Source organism: Roseibium sp. M-1, assembly GCF_054515675.1.
In genome coordinates, this window is sequence record NZ_CM137257.1 from 3514253 (window position 1) to 3534968 (window position 20716).

Below are 20716 nucleotides of genomic sequence, written 5' to 3' on the forward strand. Positions count from 1 at the left end.
GCAGCATGGTGGCCCGGAACCCGGCGGCAGCCACCGCATTGTCCAGGTGAGGCCGGACCATTCCACCTGCCACTTACCCGGGAGACATCATGCGCATGAAGCTCACGAATGACTTGATCAGCCTGGCTTTCCAGGCTCCCTACGTCATTGCCCTGAGATGCCAGCAGCTTGCGGCAAGCACCCTGTTCGGATCTCCGGGAAACACACCTGAACTGCAGCGTATGGTATCCGAAAAAGCCGCCGCCTTCGTCGAGAGTACGGTGTCCTGGAATACGGCGCTGACGGCAATGAACCTGGCGCTCATCCGGAATTTCTGGCTCGGACGGCGCCTCCACCTTTCACATCGTCAAAGTACGCAGCTTATCGGCAGGGCCGTTGGCCCCTATGCCAAGCGCGTGCGCGCCAACAGCCGCCGCCTGAGCCGACACTGATCGCACGATGGCCGTCAGGTCTGACGCGTTTCAAGCCTGAAACCGGTCCGGCAGGAGAAACCGCGTGCGGGCATCCGGCGAGGTGATCCGCGCGTCGGAATACCACCTACTCATAAGCGCGCGGGACAGGAGGTCCGGGTTTTTCTGCAGGAATTCACCGAAGCTGTCGTGCGGCGTGTCCGCCATTCGCTCCGACAGAATGCCGAGAAACGACAGCGTAATGGTCGTGTTGAACTTCTCCGGTACGCCTGCTCCGGCCGCCAGGGTGCGCAAGGCCCGGCCGTAGCGGGCGGCGGCGTCCAGAAAATCGTGTTTTTGCAGGAGCTGGCAGGCAACGCCAATATGATCGACATGGCTAAAGCCCGACGCCTCCAGCGTTCCCGCCTCGAAACTTTCCGTCAGAACCTCGTAGGTCTTGAGGTCGCTCATCTCACTTCTCCCTCAGCCTGTGGCTATCTTCCGCACCCAGATCGAGATCGTAGACACTCTTGAGCTGCCGAATCTTGTCCAGGGTCGTATCGGAAAAGGGCGGCTTGTTCTCGAAAGCATGCAACGTCATGCCCTCGATCAGGTCGCCAAGACTAATATCCAGATGCTCCGCCAGGCCCTTCAGCACCTTGAGCAGCCGCTTTTCCAGACGCACGCCGGTCTGGACCCGTTCGATTGATTTTTCCATTTTGGTATTTTGGTACTAAGGTACCTCTTTGTCAATCGGAGGTGTCAAGTTGGTGCAGCCGAGATGCGAAGCCACGTATTTTTCAGAGCTTGCCCCCTGCTCCCCTCCTCCCAATTAAAGCGTGTCGCGTTCATTTGAATTCACGTGACCCGCTTTATCTCGTTTTTGACGCACGTCTTTTTGCGAAAAACCGGATCCCACTTTTTCGCGACGTGCTCTAGGGCGGAGCAATCGCGCATGGCGAGGTCGGCTCCCTCTCCCATTGGGAGAGGGTTGGGGTGAGGGAACAGACTTCTCGGGTATCCGCTGGACTTTGCCCCCTCACCTGGCGCGTTTGCGCCGATCTCTCCCAATGGGAGAGGTAAATTGGGGCTCGGCAGCTTCCAGCAGATGTATGCGATTGCCCTGCCCTCAAAGGGGGAGAGTGGAGCAAGGGGCAACGCTTCGGGGTCTCGCGGTCGCCTCAATTTGACGGTCGTCGCACGAAGAACGGAGGGCCAAACCGCGACACCGGGCCGTAACTGTCAAATTGATTGACCGCCCAAAAACAAAAAGCACCGCGGTTATCCGGCGGTGCTTCCAGCAAAGCTTCAAGCTTTTGATAGGGTGGGAGGCTGGCACGGCGACCCGTGCCGAGGCTCGTTAGGGCTGCTTCCTTCCGGACCTGACCCGGTTGGCGAGTGGCTCGTCCACCACCAACCTCCCGAGGGCCTTATATCAGAAGGGGCATGGGGTTTGGCAAGAGGGCGTTCCCGGTTTTTTCTTTGCCGGAAAACCGGGCGTATCAGGCCCCTGGTGACGCCGGTCAGGGTCTTAGGCTGGCGAGCTTCAGGCCGAAGCACATGAAAATTAGGCCGGTTGCCCCCTTCAGCCAGCGCTGGAAGGCCGGATTGCCGGCGGCCCGGGTCATCCGCGATAGCAGCAGGATCATCGAGCCGAACCAGACCATGTTGATCGCCGCATGGATCATGACCAGTGAAAACGCCGCCATCACCGCTCCCTCGCCCACCGGGATGAACTGCGGGAAGGCGGCAAGATAAAACATGGACACCTTGGGATTGAGGGCATTGGTGAGAAACCCTTCGCCAAAGGCACGCACCAGAGTCCGTTTGCGCTTTGCCGGCGCGACGCCCGTTGCAAGTGTCTTGCCGGAAATTGCATCGCGCAGGGCCTTCAGCCCAATCCAGCAGAGATAGGCCGCCCCCAGCATCTTGACGATGAAGAAGGCTTCCGCCGAATGGACCAGAAGGACCGAAATGCCAAGGATCGACAGCGTGCCGTGCAGGAAGAACGCGGTAACGAAACCGCCGATATTGGCAAAGGCCGCCGAGCGGCCGGAGGTCGGCACAGTCTTGGCAATCAGGACGCCGTTCGGACCCGGCGACATCACCAGAAGGCTGGTCACCAGCGCGAAACTCAGGACTGTTTCCAGGGTCATCTTTTTCAACCGGAGCTCGCGGAAACAACCCTGGGTCTTGCGGTAGCAGGCGGTTTCACGGGGGGCAATTGGGAAGGGTTGCGAAAACCAGTTCACAACCGCGCCACTCTACTCCTATGCTGGCCGAAAGCAATCGCCAAGCGCTGCCCTTCAGCCGCCGTTGATTGACTTCCCTGGATTGCCTCAACTGGATCAACCGGCATGTCATTTTTCAATCTCAATCCGCGCCTTGAGGGCGACAGTTTTTCCGTCACAGACCTGACGCTGTGCGCTGTACGGCTGATGAAGGACGCCAATTATCCCTGGCTGCTGCTCATCCCGCGCCAGCCGGATCTGGTGGAAATCATCGACCTTTCCGAAGCGGACCAGCAGCAGCTGATGCGGGAGATCGCGCAGGCGAGCCGGGCTCTGCGCGAGGTCTCCGATTGCGAGAAGCTCAATATCGGCGCGCTCGGCAATCAGGTGTCGCAATTGCATGTGCATGTGATCGGCCGCTTCCGCGATGATGCCGCTTGGCCGGGCCCGATCTGGGGCGTGGAACCGCCGCTTGCCTATGACCATGACAAGGCTGAAACCCTGATCGACCGGCTCCAGCAGGCGCTTGCCGAAGACAGTAGCGACTGAGAATGCACCGCCGGCAGCCCCGCGCAGTGCCGTCTCATTCTGCATCGAGAAGTTACCTGACACAGATCCTGTAAGCGGTTTCCCTCAAACGCAGGCTGGTCTAGGGTCACCCCATTGCAACCTTGCCCTTTTGCCTTTCAAGGACCTGACCATGGACGCCACTTCCGCCGAGCTCAAGCCGATGGAGATGAGTTTTCTCGGCAATACGCTCGACCGGCAATCGACGCGACGCGGCGACACGGCCTATCTGAAGGACCTCCTGGAAAAGCCCGATACGGAAATCGTGCTCTCCACCGACCGGACGCTGGTTTTCAAGGCAGGCCAGCCATTGAAGCTGGGGCACGATCTGGACAGCGCCATCGCCCTTGGTGCCGTGCGTCAGGAAATGATCTTCCTCGGCCTCAGGCAGGAAAACGGCCAGGCCCTCTTTGCAACCGTGTTGCCGCACATGGACGAGGATCTGGCTGACCGGCCAGACCTGCAACTGATCGACCTGCGCACGCTGGCACTGCAGACCGCGTTGCCGCCGGAAGACCTGGGCGCCCTGGCGCAGGCGCGGGCCCTGATCCACTGGCACCGAACCCACCGTCACTGCTCCCGCTGCGGTGAAAAGAGCAATCTTTCGGAAGCAGGATACAGGCGCGACTGCCCTTCCTGCGGCGGCCAGCATTTTCCACGGACCGACCCTTGCGTGATCATGCTGATTACCGACGAGAGTGGCGAAAAGGCCCTGCTCGGCCGTCCCTCACGCTTGCCGGAAGGCATCTACACGACACTCGCCGGTTTCATGGAGCCGGGAGAGACCATCGAACAGGCCGTGCGGCGGGAGACGTTGGAAGAAAGCGGAATTCATGTCGGCGATGTGCGCCTGATTTCCAACCAGCCTTGGCCCTTTCCCTCGAACCTGATGCTCGGCTGCACCGGCACGGCGACCAGTTCCGTCATCAACATCGAGGACGATGAACTGGAAGACTGCAAGTGGTGCCACCGCGACGAGGTGCTGCAGATGGTGGCGGGCAATCATCCGGAAGGTCACCGCATCCCGCCGTCGATCTCCATTGCTTTTGAACTCATTACCGGCTGGCTGGAGAACCGTCCCTGATGACCTGGTGCATTTACCTGACCCATCCGGAAGTCCGGATCGATCCGGACATTCCCGTGCCCGATTGGAGCCTTTCCGATCTCGGCCGGGAGCGGGCCCTGAAGGCAACCGCCCTGCCCTTTGCCGCCGACATTGCCCAGGTGATTTCGAGTGCGGAGAAGAAGGCTGTCGAGACCGCGAAGATCTTTTGCGCACGCCGAAGCGTCTTCCACCGGACCCTGCCGTTCCTGCATGAAAACGACCGCAGCGCGACGGGTTTCCTGCCGCCGGAAGAATTCGAAAAGACCGCCGACGCCTTCTTCGCCGATCCCTATACATCCATTCGCGGCTGGGAACGGGCCATCGACGCCCAGAACCGGGTCGTCACCGGCATCAAAAGCGCCCTGCGCCACATTCCGGACGAGCACCCGGTGCTCTTCGCCGGTCACGGCGCCGTCGGCACGCTGTTGATGTGCCATCTGATGGGTGCGCCGATCGACCGCGGTCACGACCAGACCCGCGGCGGCGGCTGGTATCGCTTCGACAAGGCCTGGCTCACGACACAGGCCGGACGGCATTTGGCTTGGACAGAGCTCTGAGCGTGGTCGGCTCAGGGACCGGTTCGTGTTAGGTTTGGGACCAAATCGGCTTCGGCAACTACGCGGCTAATGGTCCGTCGGGATTTTGTGGCCAGTCAGACGCCAACTGCACGACCTCATCCTGAGGAGGGCTTTCAAGCCCGTCTCGCAGGATGGGCGGCATGTTCGGCGCAAGTGGCCCATCCTTCGAGACAGCGCGTTGCGCTTCCTCAGGATGAGGGGTGTGTTTTGGAGCCACGCCTGAAATGGGAGCTTGCCGTGTTTCGACTTTTTCTGAATCTGGTACTCGTACCATCCACCGCAATCGCGTTGCTCGTGGCTCCTGCCTGGGCCGGTCAGTACGACGCCCAGTTCCGGCAGTTTCTGGAAAGCGAAATCGGGCCGGCGGCGCGGCAGGCTGGTGTCAGCCAGGCAACCCTCGACCGGGAACTGAAAGGCCTGACGCCCGACACCTCGTTGCCGGGCCTCGTCGGTCCGGGCGGCAAGGGCACACCGCCGAAGATCAACTTCCAGGCCGAATTCTCGTCGCCAAGCCGGTATTTCCGCGACAGCCAGTTCAATGCGCTGGTTCCGCGCGGGCGCTCGCTGATGCAAAAACATGCCGCCACCCTGTCGAAGATCGAGGCAAAATACGGTGTCCCCAAGCGGATCATCCTGGCGATCTGGGCACGCGAATCCGGCTATGGCGGCGCCAAGATCCCCTATGACGCCATTCGCGTTCTGGCGACCCAGGCCTTCATGGGCCAGCGGCCGGAGTTTTTTTCTCAGGAACTGGTGATGGGTCTGAAGATCCTCCAGAACGGCGATGTTTCGCGCGCGGCGATGAAAAGCTCCTGGGGCGGGGCCATGGGCCAGCCGCAATTCCTGCCATCCTCCTTCTTGAAATACGCAGTCGATTTCGATGGCGACGGCCGGCGCAATATCTGGACCTCCGAGATCGACACCATGGCCTCGATCGCCCATTACCTCTCGGCCCATGGCTGGGTGGCAGACAGGGACTGGGGGTATGAGGTCCATCTGCCGGAAAATGTTTCCTGCACGCGGGAAGGACCGGACAACCGGCAGAAGATTTCAGACTTCGTGCGTGAAGGCGTCCAACGGGTCAGCGGCAAGCCCTTTCCCGCCAACGAGGTCAACCGGCCGGGCAATATCCTGCTTCCCGCCGGGCGCTACGGCCCGGCCTTCATCGCGACGGAAAATTTCTACGTCATCAAGGACTACAACGAGAGCGACACCTACGCGCTCTTTGTCGGTCATCTGGCGGACCGCTACGGCAACAACCAGGGTTTTGCCGGCGAGTGGAAACCGATGAAGGAGACCACCCGGGGGGCTGTCCGCAACCTGCAGCAACGCCTCGAAGGTCTCGGCCACGATGTCGGAGGTTCCGACGGCCTGATCGGCTTCAAGACCCGCCGCTCCATCGGCAAGGACCAGGAGACGAACGGCTTCTTTGCCACCTGCTGGGTGGGGTGAAGCAGGCCCGATAACATAAGGGTCAGCTGTTTCAGTGCTCTGCCTGCTCTGACCTGATTACCTGATCGAGCCGCTCCTCCTCCTGGATCTGCCGCAGGGCGCTATCGATCGTTGCCTTGAACCGCACACGCGGCGGCCGGACATTGTGGGCGATCAACATACGGCGCGCCTGCTGCGACGCTCCGGTTATGAAAAAGCGGACACCGGCACGCTTGGCTTTCCGCACCGCGCTCTCGATCACGCTGGCAGCCGTGGAGTCGAGGAACGGCACTGCCGCGCAGTCGAGCACAAAATTGCGCCGCTGGTCGGAGATCCTGTCGAGGACTGCCCCGACCGTGGAAGCGGCCCCGAAGAAGAATGCACCGGAAATGCGGTAGATCACCGTGTGCGGGTCGCTGGCACTTTCACCACGATAAGCCGGACGGTTGCCGTTTGTCCGGTCGGCCACGTCATCATTGGGAGGCGGCACATGCGCCTCAATCGCAATCGCCTTTGACATCCGGTCGATGAAAAGCACGGCGCCAAGCGCAAATCCGACCACGATCCCCTCGGTAAGATCCCGGAAGATGACAAGCAGGAACGTTATGAGCAGCACAAGGGCATCGCCGCGCGAGGAGCGCATCAACGCGATGAAGGCGTGCTTCTCGATCATGTTCCAGGCGACCACGGCGAGAACGCCTGCGAGGGCGGCAAGCGGGATGTAGCTTGCAAGCGGTGCCGCCACCAGCATGAAGCCCAGCAGAAACAGCGCATGCAGCATCCCTGCGACGGGGCCATGCGCGCCCGCCCTGACATTGGTCGCCGTACGTGCGATGGTGCCGGTGGCGCATATCCCGCCGAAAAGTGCGGAGGCGATATTCGCCACGCCCTGGGCGACAAGTTCGCAATTGGACCGGTGGCGGCGCCCCGTCATGCCGTCCGCAACAACAGCCGACAACAGCGATTCAATCGACCCCAGGAGCGCGAACGCCAAAGCGTCCGGCAGGAGGGCGATCACACGCTCGGTGCTCATGGGCGGCAGCGACGGCAACGGCAGGCTGCGCGGGATACCGCCAAAGCGGGTGCCGATTGTTTCCACCGGCAGGGCAAACAGCGCGGCGGCGAGGGAAGCGGCTGCAACCGCGATCAGCATGCCTGGCCACCCCGGCCGCAAGCGCTTCAAGATCAGGATCGTGCCTATGGTGATCGCCGCCATGGCAACCGCCGGCGGCGTTGCCGTCGGCGCCGCATCGGCGAGAGCCGCCAGTTTCGCCAGGAGTTCACCCGGCTCGCCTCCCGGTAAGCTCAGGCCAAACAGGTCCTTGAGCTGACTGGCAAAGATGATCACGGCTATGCCGGCAGTGAAGCCGACCGTCACCGGATAGGGAATGAACTTGATATAGGTGCCGAGCCGAAGGTAGCCGGCAACCAGCATGAAGACGCCCGACATCATGGTCGCCAAGAGGAGACCGTCCAGGCCCTCGCGATGCACGGTCGCCGCGACAAGCACGATGAAGGCTCCTGCCGGACCGCCGATCTGGAACCTGCTGCCGCCCAGGGCCGAAATCAGGAAACCGCCGATAATGGCGGTGTAGAGACCGCGTTCGGGAGAGACACCCGAGGCAATCGCAATTGCCATGGAGAGCGGCAATGCCACGATGGCGACGGTGAGCCCCGCGGTGGCGTCTGCACGCAGCTGATGCCATCCATACCCTTCGCGAAACACCGTGACGAGTTTGGGTGTGAAAAGCTCGACGAATGTCGGCTTGGAATATCGCGCTGTGGCCGGATCGCCGACCGGGGTCGCCGTATGCACCTGCTACTATGCCTCCTACTCTTTCGACCGGTCCCGGTTCAGACCGGTGGCCGTGGACAAATCACTGCCGTTCCGTCGTGCTGCCGGATGATGCCGGCTCTGCGAGCCTCACACCGCGGCCACCGCGGTCGCTCGACTGGTTCTCGCCAATCAACTCCACACCGCAGGCATTGAGAGCCTCGACAACCTTGGTCAGCGTTTCGATCACACCGCGCACATTGCCTTCACTTGCTTCCATGCGCTGTATCGTCGGCACCGACACGCCCGCTCTTTCCGCAAGCGTCTTCTGGTCGATGCCAGCGAGCGCGCGCGCTGCGCGCATCTGTGCGGCCGTGATCATGAATCTTATCCCCTCTATATTAATATGCAAGTATAAAACATTTTTCTTGATGTTTCAAACATCATTATTGAGCGATGAGCTATCACCTTCCCATCCTTCCCACTTCCATCCATCAAAACTGATTTCGACGGATATTCGCCGTCGCGCCCCTAAAGCGCGCCTCCGTTCGCTCGAATTCACGTGACCTGCTTTTCTCTCTTCAGGGCGCGCGTCTTGTTGCGAAAAGCCGATGCCTACTTTTCGCGGCGTGCTTTGAACGCGAGCAGCCGTAATTCCCGGCCTGCGTCGACACAGAAGCGCGTGTCACGAATTTTTCACTTTCATTTTTTATTGTTTTACGATAATTAATCACCGTTACTCAAAATGGAGTTTTCCCATGTTCGGTCTGAAGATCCGGCGCACGCTGCTGGCGCGGCGCGCGAAAACCCTTTGTCTTGCCTTGTTCCTGGCCGCGGCGGCTTCGCCGCAGGCAATGAGTGCCGGGCTCGACGATTTCAACCCGGCGACGACGGACCCGGATCTCTTCCGCATTGCCGTCCTCCATTCCGACCGGCTGGCCGTGCCGGTGGGCGCCGCCCGGATGCTGGTCGTCATGCGGGACCGCAAGACGGGCAAGGTGGTGCAGGAAAAGGAAATCAAGCTGCAGCAGACGGGTGTGAAAGAAAACCTTGCCGGGGTGCAGACGGAGCGGGCGGACGAAGAGGTGTCCGTTTATCGCATTCCCACCCGCCAGGTCGAAGAGCTGCGTGCGCTGCAGGCCAAGTTCCTTGCCTTGCCGAAAGCCCGGCAGGAGACCATCGGCGGCACGCTCTCCATCGATGTTACCGGCTGCAAGCGTGATGCAGCCGATACCGGCCGCATGCTGATCTCGACCTATATCAAGACGTCCGAGCTGCCGGAATTCATCGTCCTCGAAAAGGACTACGATCTCAGGAACGTGCCGGCGGGTGCAGTCCCCCACAGCCAGGATCCGGTCCGGCCCTGTTCCTGAGCCGCCTCAGCAACCGGGTGCGCGGACTGCCAGTCGCTCCCGGAGCCTTTCCAACACCAGCGAACTTTCCGCTTCAGATGACAGTCTCCATGCAATTTCCTCTTCGCCGGTTATTTCCCCCCGCCTTCGCCCTTGCCACCGCCCTGCTGCTTGCCACCTGCGGTCACGTTCCGATTGCCTCCATGGTCAAGCTTGCCGATTTCGATCTTCTGAAGACCGATCCCGCCAAGCTCAGGGTCGCGGTCCGCTACCCTGTCAGCATCCGCATCCCGGAAGGCGGCGCCAAAATGATGCTGACCCTCAAGGACAAGGCCAGCGGCAGACTGCTGCTGGAGGAAAGACTTGTCTTTGTGAAGGTCACTTCACGCGCGGAAAAGGCGGAACTCAGCGCAGAACTTCAGGAAGGTCGGCGGATAGAGATCTACCGGCTGCCCGAGGACAGGATTCCGGCTTTCCGGGCTTTTCAGACCCGGCTGTCCGCCATGAGCAAGGGCGAGCGGGAGAAGATCGAGGGCAGCATGGAAGTCAGCGTCGACGGCTGTCTGGCCTTTTCAGAAAAGCCGTCGAAGATCCTCATCAGCACATATCTGAGGGCTGACGAACTTGGCGGCTTCATTCCGCTATTGCGCGATGTCGACCTCAAAGAGCAGATGAAGAGCGCGAAAGGAGACGGAGAGGAAGCACTCCCGCGTTGCCGGGAACAGCTCCCGGAGGAATGATGCCGGCCTCATGTCAGGCGGATCGCCTTTTCCAATAGCGACGGAAAGCAATGATCGCCCACAAACCTTCGGCGATCAGAAAGGGAATCGACCCGATCAGCCAGGCATAGACGCTCGCCAGCAGGCAGCCTGCGGAGAAAGCGAGAATGAACAGCGGGTGCCGGTTTTCAAGCGCGTAGCTCGCAACCATGATCACGACCGCCACCAGCCCGAGATGCTCCACCATGCCGATCAATCCCGCTTGCCGGTTCGCAGTTCAAACGCTCACCACGCCTTCCGACGCCGCTTCCAGCCGGAAGGCCGCCGCCATCAGGGCCTTGGTGTAGTCCGATTGCGGCGCGTCGAAGATCTGTTCGGCAGGCCCTGCCTCCACCACCTTGCCCTGACGCATGACGATGACCTCGTTGGCCAGGGCGCGCACCACCTTCAGGTCGTGGGAAATGAAGAGATAGGCGAGGCCATGGGCTTTCTGCAGATCGCGCAGGAGATCCACCACCTGGGCCTGGACGCTCATGTCGAGGGCGGATGTCGGCTCGTCCAGCATGACGAATTTCGGCTCCAGAACCATCGCCCTGGCGATGGATATGCGCTGACGCTGGCCGCCGGAAAACTCGTGCGGGTAGCGGTGGCGGGTGGCGGCGTCGAGACCGACCTCCTCCAGCGCCTTGGCGACCTTGCGGTCGCGTTCCTCCGGCGAGAGGTCCGGAAAATGCACCTGCAGGCCCTCGCCGACGATATCGGCGACCGACATGCGCGGGCTGAGCGCGCCGTAAGGATCCTGGAAGACGATCTGCATGTCCCGTCTGAGCGGCCGCATCTCCTTCCAGGAGTTCTTCTGGATTTCCTGGCCCTGAAAGGCGATCCGGCCGGTGGAGGAGATCATGCGCAGGATGGCAAGGCCCAGTGTCGTCTTGCCCGAACCGCTTTCGCCGACGATGCCGAGGGTCTGGCCCTGGCGAACCTCAATGTCGATGCCGTCGACGGCCTTGATGTGGTCGACCGTGCGGCGCAGCAGGCCGCGCTTGACCGGGAACCAGACCTTCAGGTCGTCGGCCTGTACGACAATTGGCTTTGCCTTGTCCGTTGCCGGCGGCTGGCCCTTGGGTTCCGCGGCCAGGAGGTGCTTGGTATAGGCGTGCTGCGGCCGGTCGAAGATGTCGGCAACCGGCCCCTGTTCCACGATCTTGCCACCGGTCATGACGCAGACCCGGTCGGCGAACTTGCGTACGATGCCGAGATCGTGGGTGATGAAGAGCATGGCCATGCCGTGCTTCTTCTGGAGATCCTTCAGGAGCTGCAGGATCTGCGCCTGCACCGTGACATCGAGCGCGGTTGTCGGTTCGTCCGCAATCAGGAGGTCCGGCTCGTTGGCGAGTGCCATGGCGATCATGACGCGCTGGCGCTGTCCGCCGGAGAGCTGGTGCGGATAGGAGTTGAGACGCTTTTCCGGGTCGCGGATGCCAACCTGGGTGAGCAGTTCCAGCACCCGCGCACGGGCCTGGGTTTCGCCCATGCCGCGATGGATCTTGAGGATTTCCGCGATCTGCCTTTCCACCACATGCAGCGGATTGAGCGAGGTCATCGGCTCCTGGAAGATCATCGAAATGTCGTTGCCGCGCACCTTGCGCATGTCCGCATCCCTGGCGGCGAGGAGGTCCTGGCCGTTCATCAGGATCTTGCCCGACGGATGGGACGCCGCCGGATAGGGCAGCAGTTTCAGGACCGACAGGGCCGTGACGGACTTGCCCGAGCCGCTTTCACCGACAAGCGCAACGGTCTCGCCCTTGTTGATGTCGAAAGAAATCCTGTCGACGGCAAGCGACTGCTGGCCGCCCTGCGTGAAGGCAACCGAGAGATCCTCAACGGAAAGGAGCGTGTCTTTTGTCATCAGTCTTTCCTCACCCAAGGCTCTTGCGCGGATCGAAGGCATCGCGCACGGCTTCGCCGATGAAGATCAGCAGGCTGAGCATGAGCGAAATCACCACGAAGCCGGTGATGCCGAGCCAGGGAGCCTGCAGGTTGTTCTTGCCCTGGGCGAGAAGTTCCCCGAGCGAAGCGGAGCCCGGAGGCAGGCCAAAACCAAGGAAGTCGAGCGCGGTCAGGGTCGAAATCGAGCCGTTCAGGATGAAGGGCATGAAGGTGAGCGTCGCGACCATGGCGTTGGGCAGCAGGTGCCGCCACATGATGACGGGGTTGGAAACGCCCAGCGCCCGGGCGGCCGATATATACTCGAAATTCCGGCCGCGCAGGAATTCCGCCCGAACAACCCCGACCAGCGCCACCCAGGAGAACGCCAGCAGGATCGTGAACAGGGTCCAGAACCCGGGCACGAGGAACGAAGACACGATCAGGATCAGGTAGAGCGTGGGAACCGCCGTCCAGATTTCGATGAAACGCTGGAAAAACAGGTCGACCCAACCGCCATAATAGCCCTGCACCGCACCGGCAGCGATGCCGATGACGGAAGAGGCCAGCGTCAGGCTGAGGCCGAAGAGCACGGAAATGCGAAAACCGTAGACCAGCCGTGCAAGCACGTCCCGGCCCTGGTCGTCCGTGCCGAGCCAGTTCCAGTTGCCGGTGACACAGTTGGGATCTTCAGCGCCCAGCGGATAGCGCGCGCAGCGCTCTTCCTTGTCCATCGTCCAGGAGGGCGGCGCGGGTGCGGGCACCGGGATATCGGTGTTCACGGTCCGGTAGGAGTAGCGCACCGGCGGCCAAAGCATCCAGCCGTTGGCATTGATCTCTTCCTGGATAAAGGGATCGCGGTAATCGGTAACGGCCAGGAAACCGCCGAATTTTTCCTCCGGATAGTCGATGAAGACCGGCGCCAGCAACTCGCCCTGGTAGGAGACCAGGATGGGTCTGTCGTTGGTCAGGAATTCCGCCAGCAGTGCGAGCACGAACAGGACGAGGAAGATCCAGAGGGACCAGAAGCCGCGCTTGTTGGCCTTGAAATTGGCAAGGCGCCGCTGATTGATTGGCGACAACCGCATTTTCCTGGGCGGTGGCGCGGCTTCCTCGGGCAGCGGATTGAGGACATCGTAGCCGGCCGTTTCCATATCCTTGGCCAAGCGGGAATCCATGTCTCAGACCTCCCGGCTTTCGAAATCGATGCGGGGATCGATCCAGGTGTAGGTGAGGTCGGACACAAGACTGACCAGGAGACCAAGAAGGCCGAAGATATAGACGGTCGCGAAGACGACCGCATAATCGCGGTTGATCACCGATTCAAAGCTGAGAAGGCCAAGGCCGTCGAGCGAGAAGATGGTTTCGATCAGGAGTGCACCGGCAAAGAACGAGGAAATGAAGGCCCCCGGAAAGCCCGCCACCACGATCAGCATGGCGTTGCGGAAGACATGACCGTAAAGCACCTGGCGCTCGGTGAGCCCCTTGGCCCGTGCCGTGACGACATATTGTTTTCGGATCTCGTCCAGGAAGGAGTTTTTGGTCAGAAGCGTCGTGGTCGCAAAGGCGGAGAGGGCCATGGAGAGGAGCGGCAGCGTCAGGTGCCAGAAATAGTCCGCGATCCGCTCGGGCCAGGAAAGCTGCTCCCAATTGTCGGAGACCAGACCGCGCAAGGGGAAAATGTCCCAGAACGACCCGCCGGCAAAGAGCACGATCAGAAGAACAGCGAAAAGGAAGCCGGGGATCGCATAGGCCACGATGATGACGGCGGATGTCCACACATCGAAGGAGGAGCCATCCGTCACCGCCTTGCGGATGCCGAGCGGGATCGAGATGAGGTAGGAAAGCAGCGTCATCCACAGCCCCAGCGAGATCGAGACCGGCAGCTTCTCCTTGATCAGATCGATGATCTTGATGTCGCGGAAATAGCTCTCGCCGAAATCGAAGCGGGCATAGTCGCCGAGCATCTTCAGAAATCGCTCCAGTGGCGGCTTGTCGAAGCCGAACTGGGCTTCCAGTTCCTTGATGAATTCGGGATCGAGCCCTTGCGCACCGCGGTATTTCGACGTCACGGCATCTGCCGAGGCAGCGCCGCTGCCGCCCGAGGCATCGTTGCCGGCGCCCATCATATCGCCGCCGCCACCGCCGATGCGGGAGGTTGCCGAGACATCCGTCCCCTGAAGCTGGGCGATGACCCGTTCAACCGGGCCGCCGGGTGCGAACTGGATGATCACGAAATTGACGGCCATGATGCCGACCAGCGTCGGTATCATCAGCAGCAAACGGCGAAGGATATAGGCGCCCATGAAGTGTGTGCATTCCCTTTATCGTCTGGCCTTCTGAAGCGGGCCGAAGGTGTCGCGATGCTTGAGCCTGGTTTTGCCGACGCCAGGGCCAGCCGTTCCAGTCCCTCGCCAAATCCTCACGCAACCGCGCGTCCGGCGGGCTGCAATCGACCACAGGATATCCCGGAAGATTACCCGCCTTTGCCGAGTTTTTTAGACTTTTCCGTGTCTATCCACCACAGTTCTTCCACGGGGAAGAAGTAGCGCGGCGGTTCCTCGGGAAAGCCGTAGATATCCCACATGGCGACAGTGTGGACATTCTTGAACCACTGCGGGACCCAGTAGTGACCGGCCCTCAGAACCCGGTCGAGGGCTCGTGCGGCGGTGTCCATTTCCTCGCGGGAGCGGGCCTCGATCACCTTGTCGATCAGCGCATCGACGACCGGGCTGGCAATCCCGGACATGTTGTAGGTGCCTGGCGTCGCGGCCGCTTTGGATCCCCAGATTTCCCGGATCGAGTCCGACAGCGTCGGCCCGAGGCTGAGCCTTCGGCTGGCGATGTCGAAATCATAGTCGTTGAGGCGCGATTCATACTGCGCCGGATCGACAATGCGCAGGTTGGCCTTGATGCCGAGCCGCTCCAGGTTCTTGATGAACGGATTGACGATGCGCTCGAATGCGGTGGTGTTGTTGAGGAACTCGATCGTCAGTGGGGCGCCGTCCGGGCCGATGAGGTCCGTTCCCTTGCGCGTATATCCGGCTTCCGTCAGAAGCTCGTTCGCCCGTTTCAAGAGCGTGCGGTCATTGCCCGAGCCGTCACTCACGGGCTGCACGACCGCTTCACCGAAGACGGCCTCCGGCAGCTGGTCGCGGAAGGGTTCCAGCAGGGCCAATTCGGCTTCCGAGGGCAGGCCTTCGGCCTTCATGTCGGAGTTTTCGAAGAAGGACTGCGTTCGGGTGTAGAGACCGTAGAAGAGGTTCTTGTTCGACCATTCGAAGTCGAATGCATAGCCAAGTGCCTCGCGCACGCGCGGATCCTTGAACTTGTCGCGGCGCACATTCATGAACCAGCCCTGAGCGCCCGAGGGACGCCCGTCCGGAAGCTCCCGGCGCACCACCGAGCCGTCCTCGACAGCAGGAAAATTGTATTCCGTCGCCCAGGTCTTGGAGGTGAATTCCTCCCGGTAGAGAACATCGCCTTTCTTGAAGGCCTCGAAAGCCGGTTGCCGCTCGCGGAAGAACTCGACGCGGACTTTCGCGAAATTGAATTGCCCCCGGGTCACCGGTAGGTCCTTCGCCCAATAGTTTTCCACCCGGTGATATTCGACATAGCGGCCGACCGCATGTTTGCCGACCTTGTAGGGACCTGAACACAGCGGCGGCGTCAGCGTGGATTGCCTGAAATCATAGGCGGTATAGTAGCGCTTGGAAAAGATCGGATAGCCGGCCGCCACTTCCAGCGGCAGGTTGCGGGCCTGCGTGCCGTCGAACCGCAATGTCAGCCGGTACGGCTCGATCGCGACGACCTCTTCAAGCGCTGCCAGAGGCTGGCTGAGGAGCGGATGACCGTCTTCCTTGATGAGCTTGAGCGAGAAGGCAACGTCTTCGGCTGTCAGGTTGGAGCCGTCATGAAACTTGGCTTCAGGCCGCAGGTTGAACGAGAATACATTGCCGTCTTCGGAAACCTCGACCGTTTCGGCGACAAGACCGTAGACCGCATCCGGCTCGTCAAAGGCCCGCACCATCAGCGTGTCGAAACACATCTCCATGCGCGGCGGGGCGTCCCCCTTCAGGACGAAGGAATTGAAGGTGTTGTAAGTCAGGACATTCTGGTTGAAGTACCAGTAAGGCGCCTGGAAGGTGAACGTACCGCCTTTGGGCGCTGCCGGGTTCACATAGTCGAAATGGGTGAAGTCCGGCCCGTATTTGAGATCGCCAAAGACGGAAAGGCCATGCGTGGCGGCTGTGCCTTGCGCAAGGGCCGGGGAAAGCGGCCACGGCATCATCGGCAGCGACACACCCGCCCCCATCAGCTGCAGCATGCGTCGTCGTGTGGGCGCCAGAGGACCGCTCATTTGATCGCTCCGGTCTTGGCTGCCAGGGCCTCGTCATACCACCAGATAGCCGGGAAACCGGTGCTGTAGTCCGGCATCTTTTCAGGATGGCCGAAGCGGTTCCAGCGGGCCGTGCGGGTCTCATCGGAATAGAATTGCGGCACCACGTAGTGGTTCCACAGGAGCACGCGGTCCAGGGCATGGGTCGCGGCAACAAGCGTCTCCCTGTCCTCGGCAAAGATGACCTTGTCGATCAGCTTGTCGATGGCCGGGTTCTTGATGCCGGCGTAGTTTGCGGAACTATCATTGTCGGCGGCTTCCGATCCCCAATATTCCCGCTGCTCGTTGCCCGGCGACAGGGACTGCCCGATCGCCAGCACCACCGTATCGAAGTCGCGGCTGCGGACCCGGTTGATGAATTGCGACGAATCCACGAGGCGCAGGACCGGCTTGATGCCAATGCTTTCCAAGTTGGTGGCATAGGGCAGCAGCGTGCGTTCGCTGGCCTTGTCGCGGTAGAGGAACTCGACGCTGAGCTGATCGCCTGTCTTCGGGTCGATCAGCTTGCCGTCCTTCAACTCGTAGCCGGCCTTGCGCAGCAGCTTGACCGCCTCGCGCAAATTGGCCCGGACATTCTGCGGATTGCCGCCGACCGGATTCTTGAACTCGGTCGTGAAGACCTCCGGAGGCACCTCGTCGCGCACCTCTTCCAGGATCTCAAGCTCCTTGCCTTGCGGAAGGCCGGACGAGGCAAGCTCGGTGCCTGCGAAATAGGAATTGATGCGCTTAAGGAGGTTGGCCGAGACAATCTCGTTCGTGGTCTCGAAGTCATAGGCGTAGTTGAGTGCCTGACGCACGTCCGGATTCTGGAACTTCTCCCGGCGCTGGTTCAGAAAGAAGCCCTGCATCACGCCGCTCGACCTGTCCGGAAAGATCTCCTTGACCACCCGGCCATCCTTGATGGCAGGGAAATCGTAGCGCTTGGCCCACTGGCTGGAACTGCGCTCGACGTGGAAATCATACTGGTCGCCCTTGAAGGCTTCGAACTGAACCGCATCGTCCAGGAAGGCGACGTAGCGGATTTCCTGGAAATTGTCCGTGCCCACACGGATCGGCAGGTCCTTGCCCCAGTAATCGTCGACACGTTCGTAGATGACCTGACGGTTCGGTGAAAATTCCTTGATCCGGTAGGCGCCCGAGCCAAGCGGCGGCTCGAGCGTGGTTCGCGAGATGTCCCGCTTCTCACCTTTTGCGTCCGTACCTTCCCACCAATGCTTCGGCAGGATCTGCAGCTGGCCCATGATCTTGGGCAGCTCCCGGTTCCCGCTGACATCGAAGGTGAAGCGGACTGTTCCCTCTCCGGTAATCTCGGTCTTGACCACGTTCTGGAAATAGAACTTGCGCTGCGGATCGAGTTCGATCGCCTTCTCGAACGACCAGATCACATCCGCCGCCGTTACCGGCTCCCCGTCGTGCCATTTGGCTTTGGGATTGAGACGGTACTCGACCCAGGAGTAGTCCTCCGGAAACCGAACCGCGTCGGCAAGAACGCCGTATTGGGCGCTGATGTCTTCCTCATCCAACGAGGGCTCCATCAGGCTTTCATAGATGTTCAGGATGCCCGGCGCGATGTTGCCCTTCTGCGCCAGGAGATTGAAAGTGTCGAAACCGCCGCTGCTGGCAAGTCGAACGGTGCCGCCCTGCGGGGCATCCGGGTTGACGTAGTCGAAATGGGAGACCTCCGGACCGTATTTCGGCGTTCCGTTCAACGCGGCGGCATGCTGCCATTCAGGCTCTGCCGCGCGTGCCGGACCGTGGCCAAGCCCCGAAACCGCAACCATACCCGCCAGGACGAGCCCCGCGGCCGTCCGTTTACCTGCATGCCATGTGAACACCATCGGCTTCTCCGTCCCTTCGGTTCCCGGCCCCAAATCAGGGGTGTCGGGAAACAGTGTAGGGACGTGTTGGCCCTGCGTCACCTGCCGGTGTTAGAGATGACAGAAATTTAACCTGTCTGAGGAAAGCCCTTCTCAGGAAGATCCTGTGAATTCTGCTTAGACTTTGCCTTCTGAGCGTACATTCGCCCGTCTGCAACTCTAAGCAGATCCTCCACCGACCCCGCATCGCCCGGATAGCTTGCGGTACCGATACTGGCCTTTACGTCGATTCGGGCGCCGGAATACTCGAAGACCTGGGAAACCTTTTCGCCGAGCCGTTTCAGGAAGGCGTCTTTCTCTTGCCGGCGCATGTTGCCCGGCGTCAGTACAATGAACTCGTCACCACCCACCCGCGCAACCGTGTCTGTCTGGCGGATCTGGTTGTGCAGCCGCTGGCCGATCTCGATCAGAAGCTGGTCGCCGACAGCGTGGCCGTAATTGTCATTCACCGGCTTGAAGGCATCGAGATCGACATAGAAGATCTCAAATCCTGCGCCCGAGCGTTCGCACATGGCGGCCAGCTGGTGCATGCGGTCTTCAAGCAGGCGGCGGTTCGCAAGACCGGTCAGTGGATCGTGCAAGGCCATCGAGCGGACCTTGTAGACCTCGCTGATGAGGAGGAAGGCCATGGCGCCGAAGACGAGGGAGATCAGACTGCCGACGAGCTGTGTGATCCAGACCTGATTGCCCGCACTCGACCAGCCGGTCTCGGGGTAGCCGATCAGCTCCCAGTCCAGGCCACCGGGAAGGTGCAGCGGCAAGGAGACATGATCATTCTCGAATATGCTCGAGCTGCCGAAGACCATGTTATCGGCGCCGACGGTACTCTTGTTGACGATGCCGATGCGGATGCCGTTGATGACATCCCTGATGCCGGCCGTCGACATCATGCCGGTCTCGTCGAGGACGAGGGTGGCAACACCCCAATAGGTGCGGTCCTTCATCGGCTGGCCGGGGAAGGCCGCCGGATAGACCGGAATGCGGATCAAAAGCGCCCGGCCGCCCTGCACCAGCTCCAGAGGTCCGGCAATGACGACTTCACGCGACAGCATCGCCTCGCGGATCGCAGGCCATTGCGCGGTGTTCATGCGGTAGTTGAGGCCGATGGCGGCCTGGTTCGGCTCCAGGGGAAAGACGGCCCGCAGGATGTTGTTCGGCGCCAGGCCGATGGACCGGATGGACGGGTTTTCCTCGATCAGCTCGACCGCGATCTCCCGGTAGTCCTCCATGTCGAAGGGCTTTTCGACGAACTGGGCCACATAGGCGCGGATCCCGAGGCCATGGGCAACGGTGCGGCTGATCTCGCCTTCAAGGCGTGCCCGTGTCTCAGAAAGGCTGGCGATCGCCTCGCGCTTGTGCTGTGAAATCAGTTCATTGCGGACGAGTTGGCCGACATGGGCGGTCACGGCAATACCTGCCAGGAAGCACACGGCGGCGACGATGGATGCGGCCCACGTACCACTCGACTTCGAAAACATATTGCGCGTCAGTTGAATGCCCATACGGTCCTTGCCCGACCTTTGCCCGCCCGCGACAATACTACGTAACGTAAGATTTGTTAATTTTTCTTATAATTCAAATAAAAAAGCCGGGTCTTTCACCCGGCTTCTTCAGATTGCAAGTCGCGACGGTAACGCCGCTTAGCGTTATTGAGCCGGAGCGGGCTCGGATGCTGCCGGGGTTTCTTCCGATGCTGCCGGGGCTGCTTCTTCAGCAGCGGGGGCCGCTTCTTCAGCAGCAGGAGCTGCTTCTTCAGTAGCGGGAGCTGCTGCTTCTACGGTGGGAAGCGGCTTCGGCGCGTCGGACTGCTCGCGCAGATAGGCGATGATGTCGGCCCGTTCTTCCGGTTTGCGCAGGCCGCCGAAGGACGCCATCGCGGTACCGGAAATGAAGTTCTTCGGCGATTCCAGGAAATGGTCCAGTTCTTCGTAGGTCCATTCCGGGTTCTGAGCACCGAATTCGATCATGGCGGAGGAATAGCCGAAACCGTCATGACCGCCGGGCTTGCGGCCGACGATATCCCAAAGAAGCGGGCCGGTCTTGTTCTTGCCGCCGGCATCGAAGTCGTGACAGGTGGCGCATTTCTTTGCCACCTTGGCACCGTTTTCAGCGGACGCTTCGACAAGCCGTTCGGAGATCGGAGTAACTTCCGGAACCGCGCCGACTTCCGAGGTGGAGTCCTCGGCAGACGCGACGACGATTTCATAGCCAGGCTTTCCCGGGATCGTCGGATGGAAAATGATGTCGGAAACGATGCCGACACCCATGACCAGTATTAGAACCATCAGAACCGCACCGGCGGCCTTGTTCAGCGTAAAGGAATCCATTCTCTCCGGCTCCAAGCTCATACGCGTCCGGGCCCGCAGTG

General features: G+C 60.9%; 20 protein-coding genes and 1 other RNA gene. 7 read left to right on the forward strand and 14 right to left on the reverse strand.

Annotated features, from left to right (window positions below):
- Nucleotides 1-95 precede the first annotated feature (95 nt).
- On the forward strand, nucleotides 96-431 hold the full coding sequence (locus tag ACX3M4_RS15825; RefSeq protein WP_459353968.1) for a hypothetical protein: 336 nt from the start codon (nucleotides 96-98) through the stop codon (nucleotides 429-431).
- A gap of 30 nt (nucleotides 432-461) precedes the next feature.
- Here ACX3M4_RS15825 and ACX3M4_RS15830 read toward each other — a convergent pair whose 3' ends face one another.
- The 4 genes from ACX3M4_RS15830 to ACX3M4_RS15845 all read right to left on the reverse strand — a co-directional run bounded on the left by ACX3M4_RS15830 (nucleotide 462) and on the right by ACX3M4_RS15845 (nucleotide 2545).
- Nucleotides 462-860 (reverse strand): hypothetical protein, encoded by a 399-nt coding sequence (locus ACX3M4_RS15830; protein ID WP_459353969.1) that lies wholly within the window; start codon nucleotides 858-860, stop codon nucleotides 462-464.
- 1 nt (nucleotide 861) lies between these two features.
- Entirely contained in the window at nucleotides 862-1107 is a 246-nt protein-coding gene (locus ACX3M4_RS15835) for a hypothetical protein (RefSeq protein ID WP_459353970.1), read from the reverse strand.
- 606 nt (nucleotides 1108-1713) lie between these two features.
- Nucleotides 1714-1811, reverse strand: an RNA gene (gene ffs, locus ACX3M4_RS15840) — signal recognition particle sRNA small type.
- 101 nt (nucleotides 1812-1912) lie between these two features.
- Nucleotides 1913-2545, reverse strand: coding sequence for a LysE family translocator (locus tag ACX3M4_RS15845; protein ID WP_459353971.1), 633 nt, complete (start codon nucleotides 2543-2545; stop codon nucleotides 1913-1915).
- 201 nt (nucleotides 2546-2746) lie between these two features.
- Here ACX3M4_RS15845 and ACX3M4_RS15850 point away from each other — a divergent pair, with 201 nt between their 5' ends.
- The 4 genes from ACX3M4_RS15850 to ACX3M4_RS15865 all read left to right on the forward strand — a co-directional run bounded on the left by ACX3M4_RS15850 (nucleotide 2747) and on the right by ACX3M4_RS15865 (nucleotide 6322).
- The gene (locus ACX3M4_RS15850) at nucleotides 2747-3169 is read left to right on the forward strand and encodes an HIT domain-containing protein (protein WP_459353972.1); all 423 of its coding nucleotides are present in this window, start codon (nucleotides 2747-2749) and stop codon (nucleotides 3167-3169) included.
- 151 nt (nucleotides 3170-3320) lie between these two features.
- Nucleotides 3321-4271 carry an NAD(+) diphosphatase gene (nudC, locus tag ACX3M4_RS15855; protein WP_459353973.1) on the forward strand — a complete coding sequence of 317 codons (951 nt, stop codon included), beginning with the start codon at nucleotides 3321-3323 and terminating at the stop codon, nucleotides 4269-4271.
- A complete protein-coding gene (locus ACX3M4_RS15860) occupies nucleotides 4271-4849 on the forward strand; it encodes a histidine phosphatase family protein (protein ID WP_459353974.1) in 579 nt (192 codons plus the stop codon). The genes nudC and ACX3M4_RS15860 overlap by 1 nt, the downstream gene beginning before the upstream one ends.
- Before the next feature lie 279 nt (nucleotides 4850-5128).
- Entirely contained in the window at nucleotides 5129-6322 is a 1194-nt protein-coding gene (locus ACX3M4_RS15865) for a lytic murein transglycosylase (protein ID WP_459359438.1), read from the forward strand.
- A 31-nt stretch (nucleotides 6323-6353) separates the two neighbouring features.
- On the opposite strand, the gene ACX3M4_RS15870 is transcribed toward ACX3M4_RS15865, so the two are convergent.
- Both ACX3M4_RS15870 and ACX3M4_RS15875 read right to left on the reverse strand, forming a co-directional pair.
- Nucleotides 6354-8117, reverse strand: a complete 1764-nt coding sequence (locus tag ACX3M4_RS15870; protein WP_459353975.1) for a SulP family inorganic anion transporter — start codon at nucleotides 8115-8117, stop codon at nucleotides 6354-6356.
- 61 nt (nucleotides 8118-8178) lie between these two features.
- On the reverse strand, nucleotides 8179-8457 hold the full coding sequence (locus tag ACX3M4_RS15875; protein WP_459353976.1) for a helix-turn-helix domain-containing protein: 279 nt from the start codon (nucleotides 8455-8457) through the stop codon (nucleotides 8179-8181).
- Between the two features lie 376 nt (nucleotides 8458-8833).
- On the opposite strand from ACX3M4_RS15875, the gene ACX3M4_RS15880 reads away from it, so the two are divergent.
- A complete protein-coding gene (locus tag ACX3M4_RS15880; protein WP_459353977.1) occupies nucleotides 8834-9448 on the forward strand; it encodes a hypothetical protein in 615 nt (204 codons plus the stop codon).
- 89 nt (nucleotides 9449-9537) lie between these two features.
- A complete protein-coding gene (locus ACX3M4_RS15885) occupies nucleotides 9538-10167 on the forward strand; it encodes a hypothetical protein (RefSeq protein WP_459353978.1) in 630 nt (209 codons plus the stop codon).
- 13 nt (nucleotides 10168-10180) lie between these two features.
- Here the strand turns inward: ACX3M4_RS15885 and ACX3M4_RS15890 are convergent, their stop codons facing one another.
- From ACX3M4_RS15890 to ACX3M4_RS15925, 8 genes are all read right to left on the reverse strand, one after another.
- Nucleotides 10181-10393, reverse strand: coding sequence for a hypothetical protein (locus tag ACX3M4_RS15890; RefSeq protein ID WP_459353979.1), 213 nt, complete (start codon nucleotides 10391-10393; stop codon nucleotides 10181-10183).
- Between the two features lie 30 nt (nucleotides 10394-10423).
- Complete coding sequence (locus tag ACX3M4_RS15895; protein WP_459353980.1) at nucleotides 10424-12055, reverse strand: ABC transporter ATP-binding protein; 1632 nt, start codon at nucleotides 12053-12055, stop codon at nucleotides 10424-10426.
- A gap of 10 nt (nucleotides 12056-12065) precedes the next feature.
- Nucleotides 12066-13160, reverse strand: a complete 1095-nt coding sequence (locus tag ACX3M4_RS15900) for an ABC transporter permease (RefSeq protein ID WP_459359439.1) — start codon at nucleotides 13158-13160, stop codon at nucleotides 12066-12068.
- Between the two features lie 93 nt (nucleotides 13161-13253).
- A complete protein-coding gene (locus ACX3M4_RS15905; RefSeq protein ID WP_459353981.1) occupies nucleotides 13254-14378 on the reverse strand; it encodes a microcin C ABC transporter permease YejB in 1125 nt (374 codons plus the stop codon).
- Nucleotides 14379-14548: 170 nt separating this feature from the next.
- Nucleotides 14549-16432, reverse strand: coding sequence for an extracellular solute-binding protein (locus tag ACX3M4_RS15910; protein ID WP_459353982.1), 1884 nt, complete (start codon nucleotides 16430-16432; stop codon nucleotides 14549-14551).
- Nucleotides 16429-18309, reverse strand: a complete 1881-nt coding sequence (locus tag ACX3M4_RS15915; protein WP_459353983.1) for an extracellular solute-binding protein — start codon at nucleotides 18307-18309, stop codon at nucleotides 16429-16431. Before ACX3M4_RS15915 ends, ACX3M4_RS15910 begins: the two co-directional genes overlap by 4 nt.
- A 107-nt stretch (nucleotides 18310-18416) precedes the next feature.
- A complete protein-coding gene (locus tag ACX3M4_RS15920) occupies nucleotides 18417-19826 on the reverse strand; it encodes a diguanylate cyclase (RefSeq protein WP_459353984.1) in 1410 nt (469 codons plus the stop codon).
- Between the two features lie 168 nt (nucleotides 19827-19994).
- Nucleotides 19995-20675: a c-type cytochrome gene (locus tag ACX3M4_RS15925; protein ID WP_459353985.1), complete on the reverse strand. Its 681-nt coding sequence runs from the start codon at nucleotides 20673-20675 to the stop codon at nucleotides 19995-19997.
- Between the last annotated feature and the right edge of the window lie 41 nt (nucleotides 20676-20716).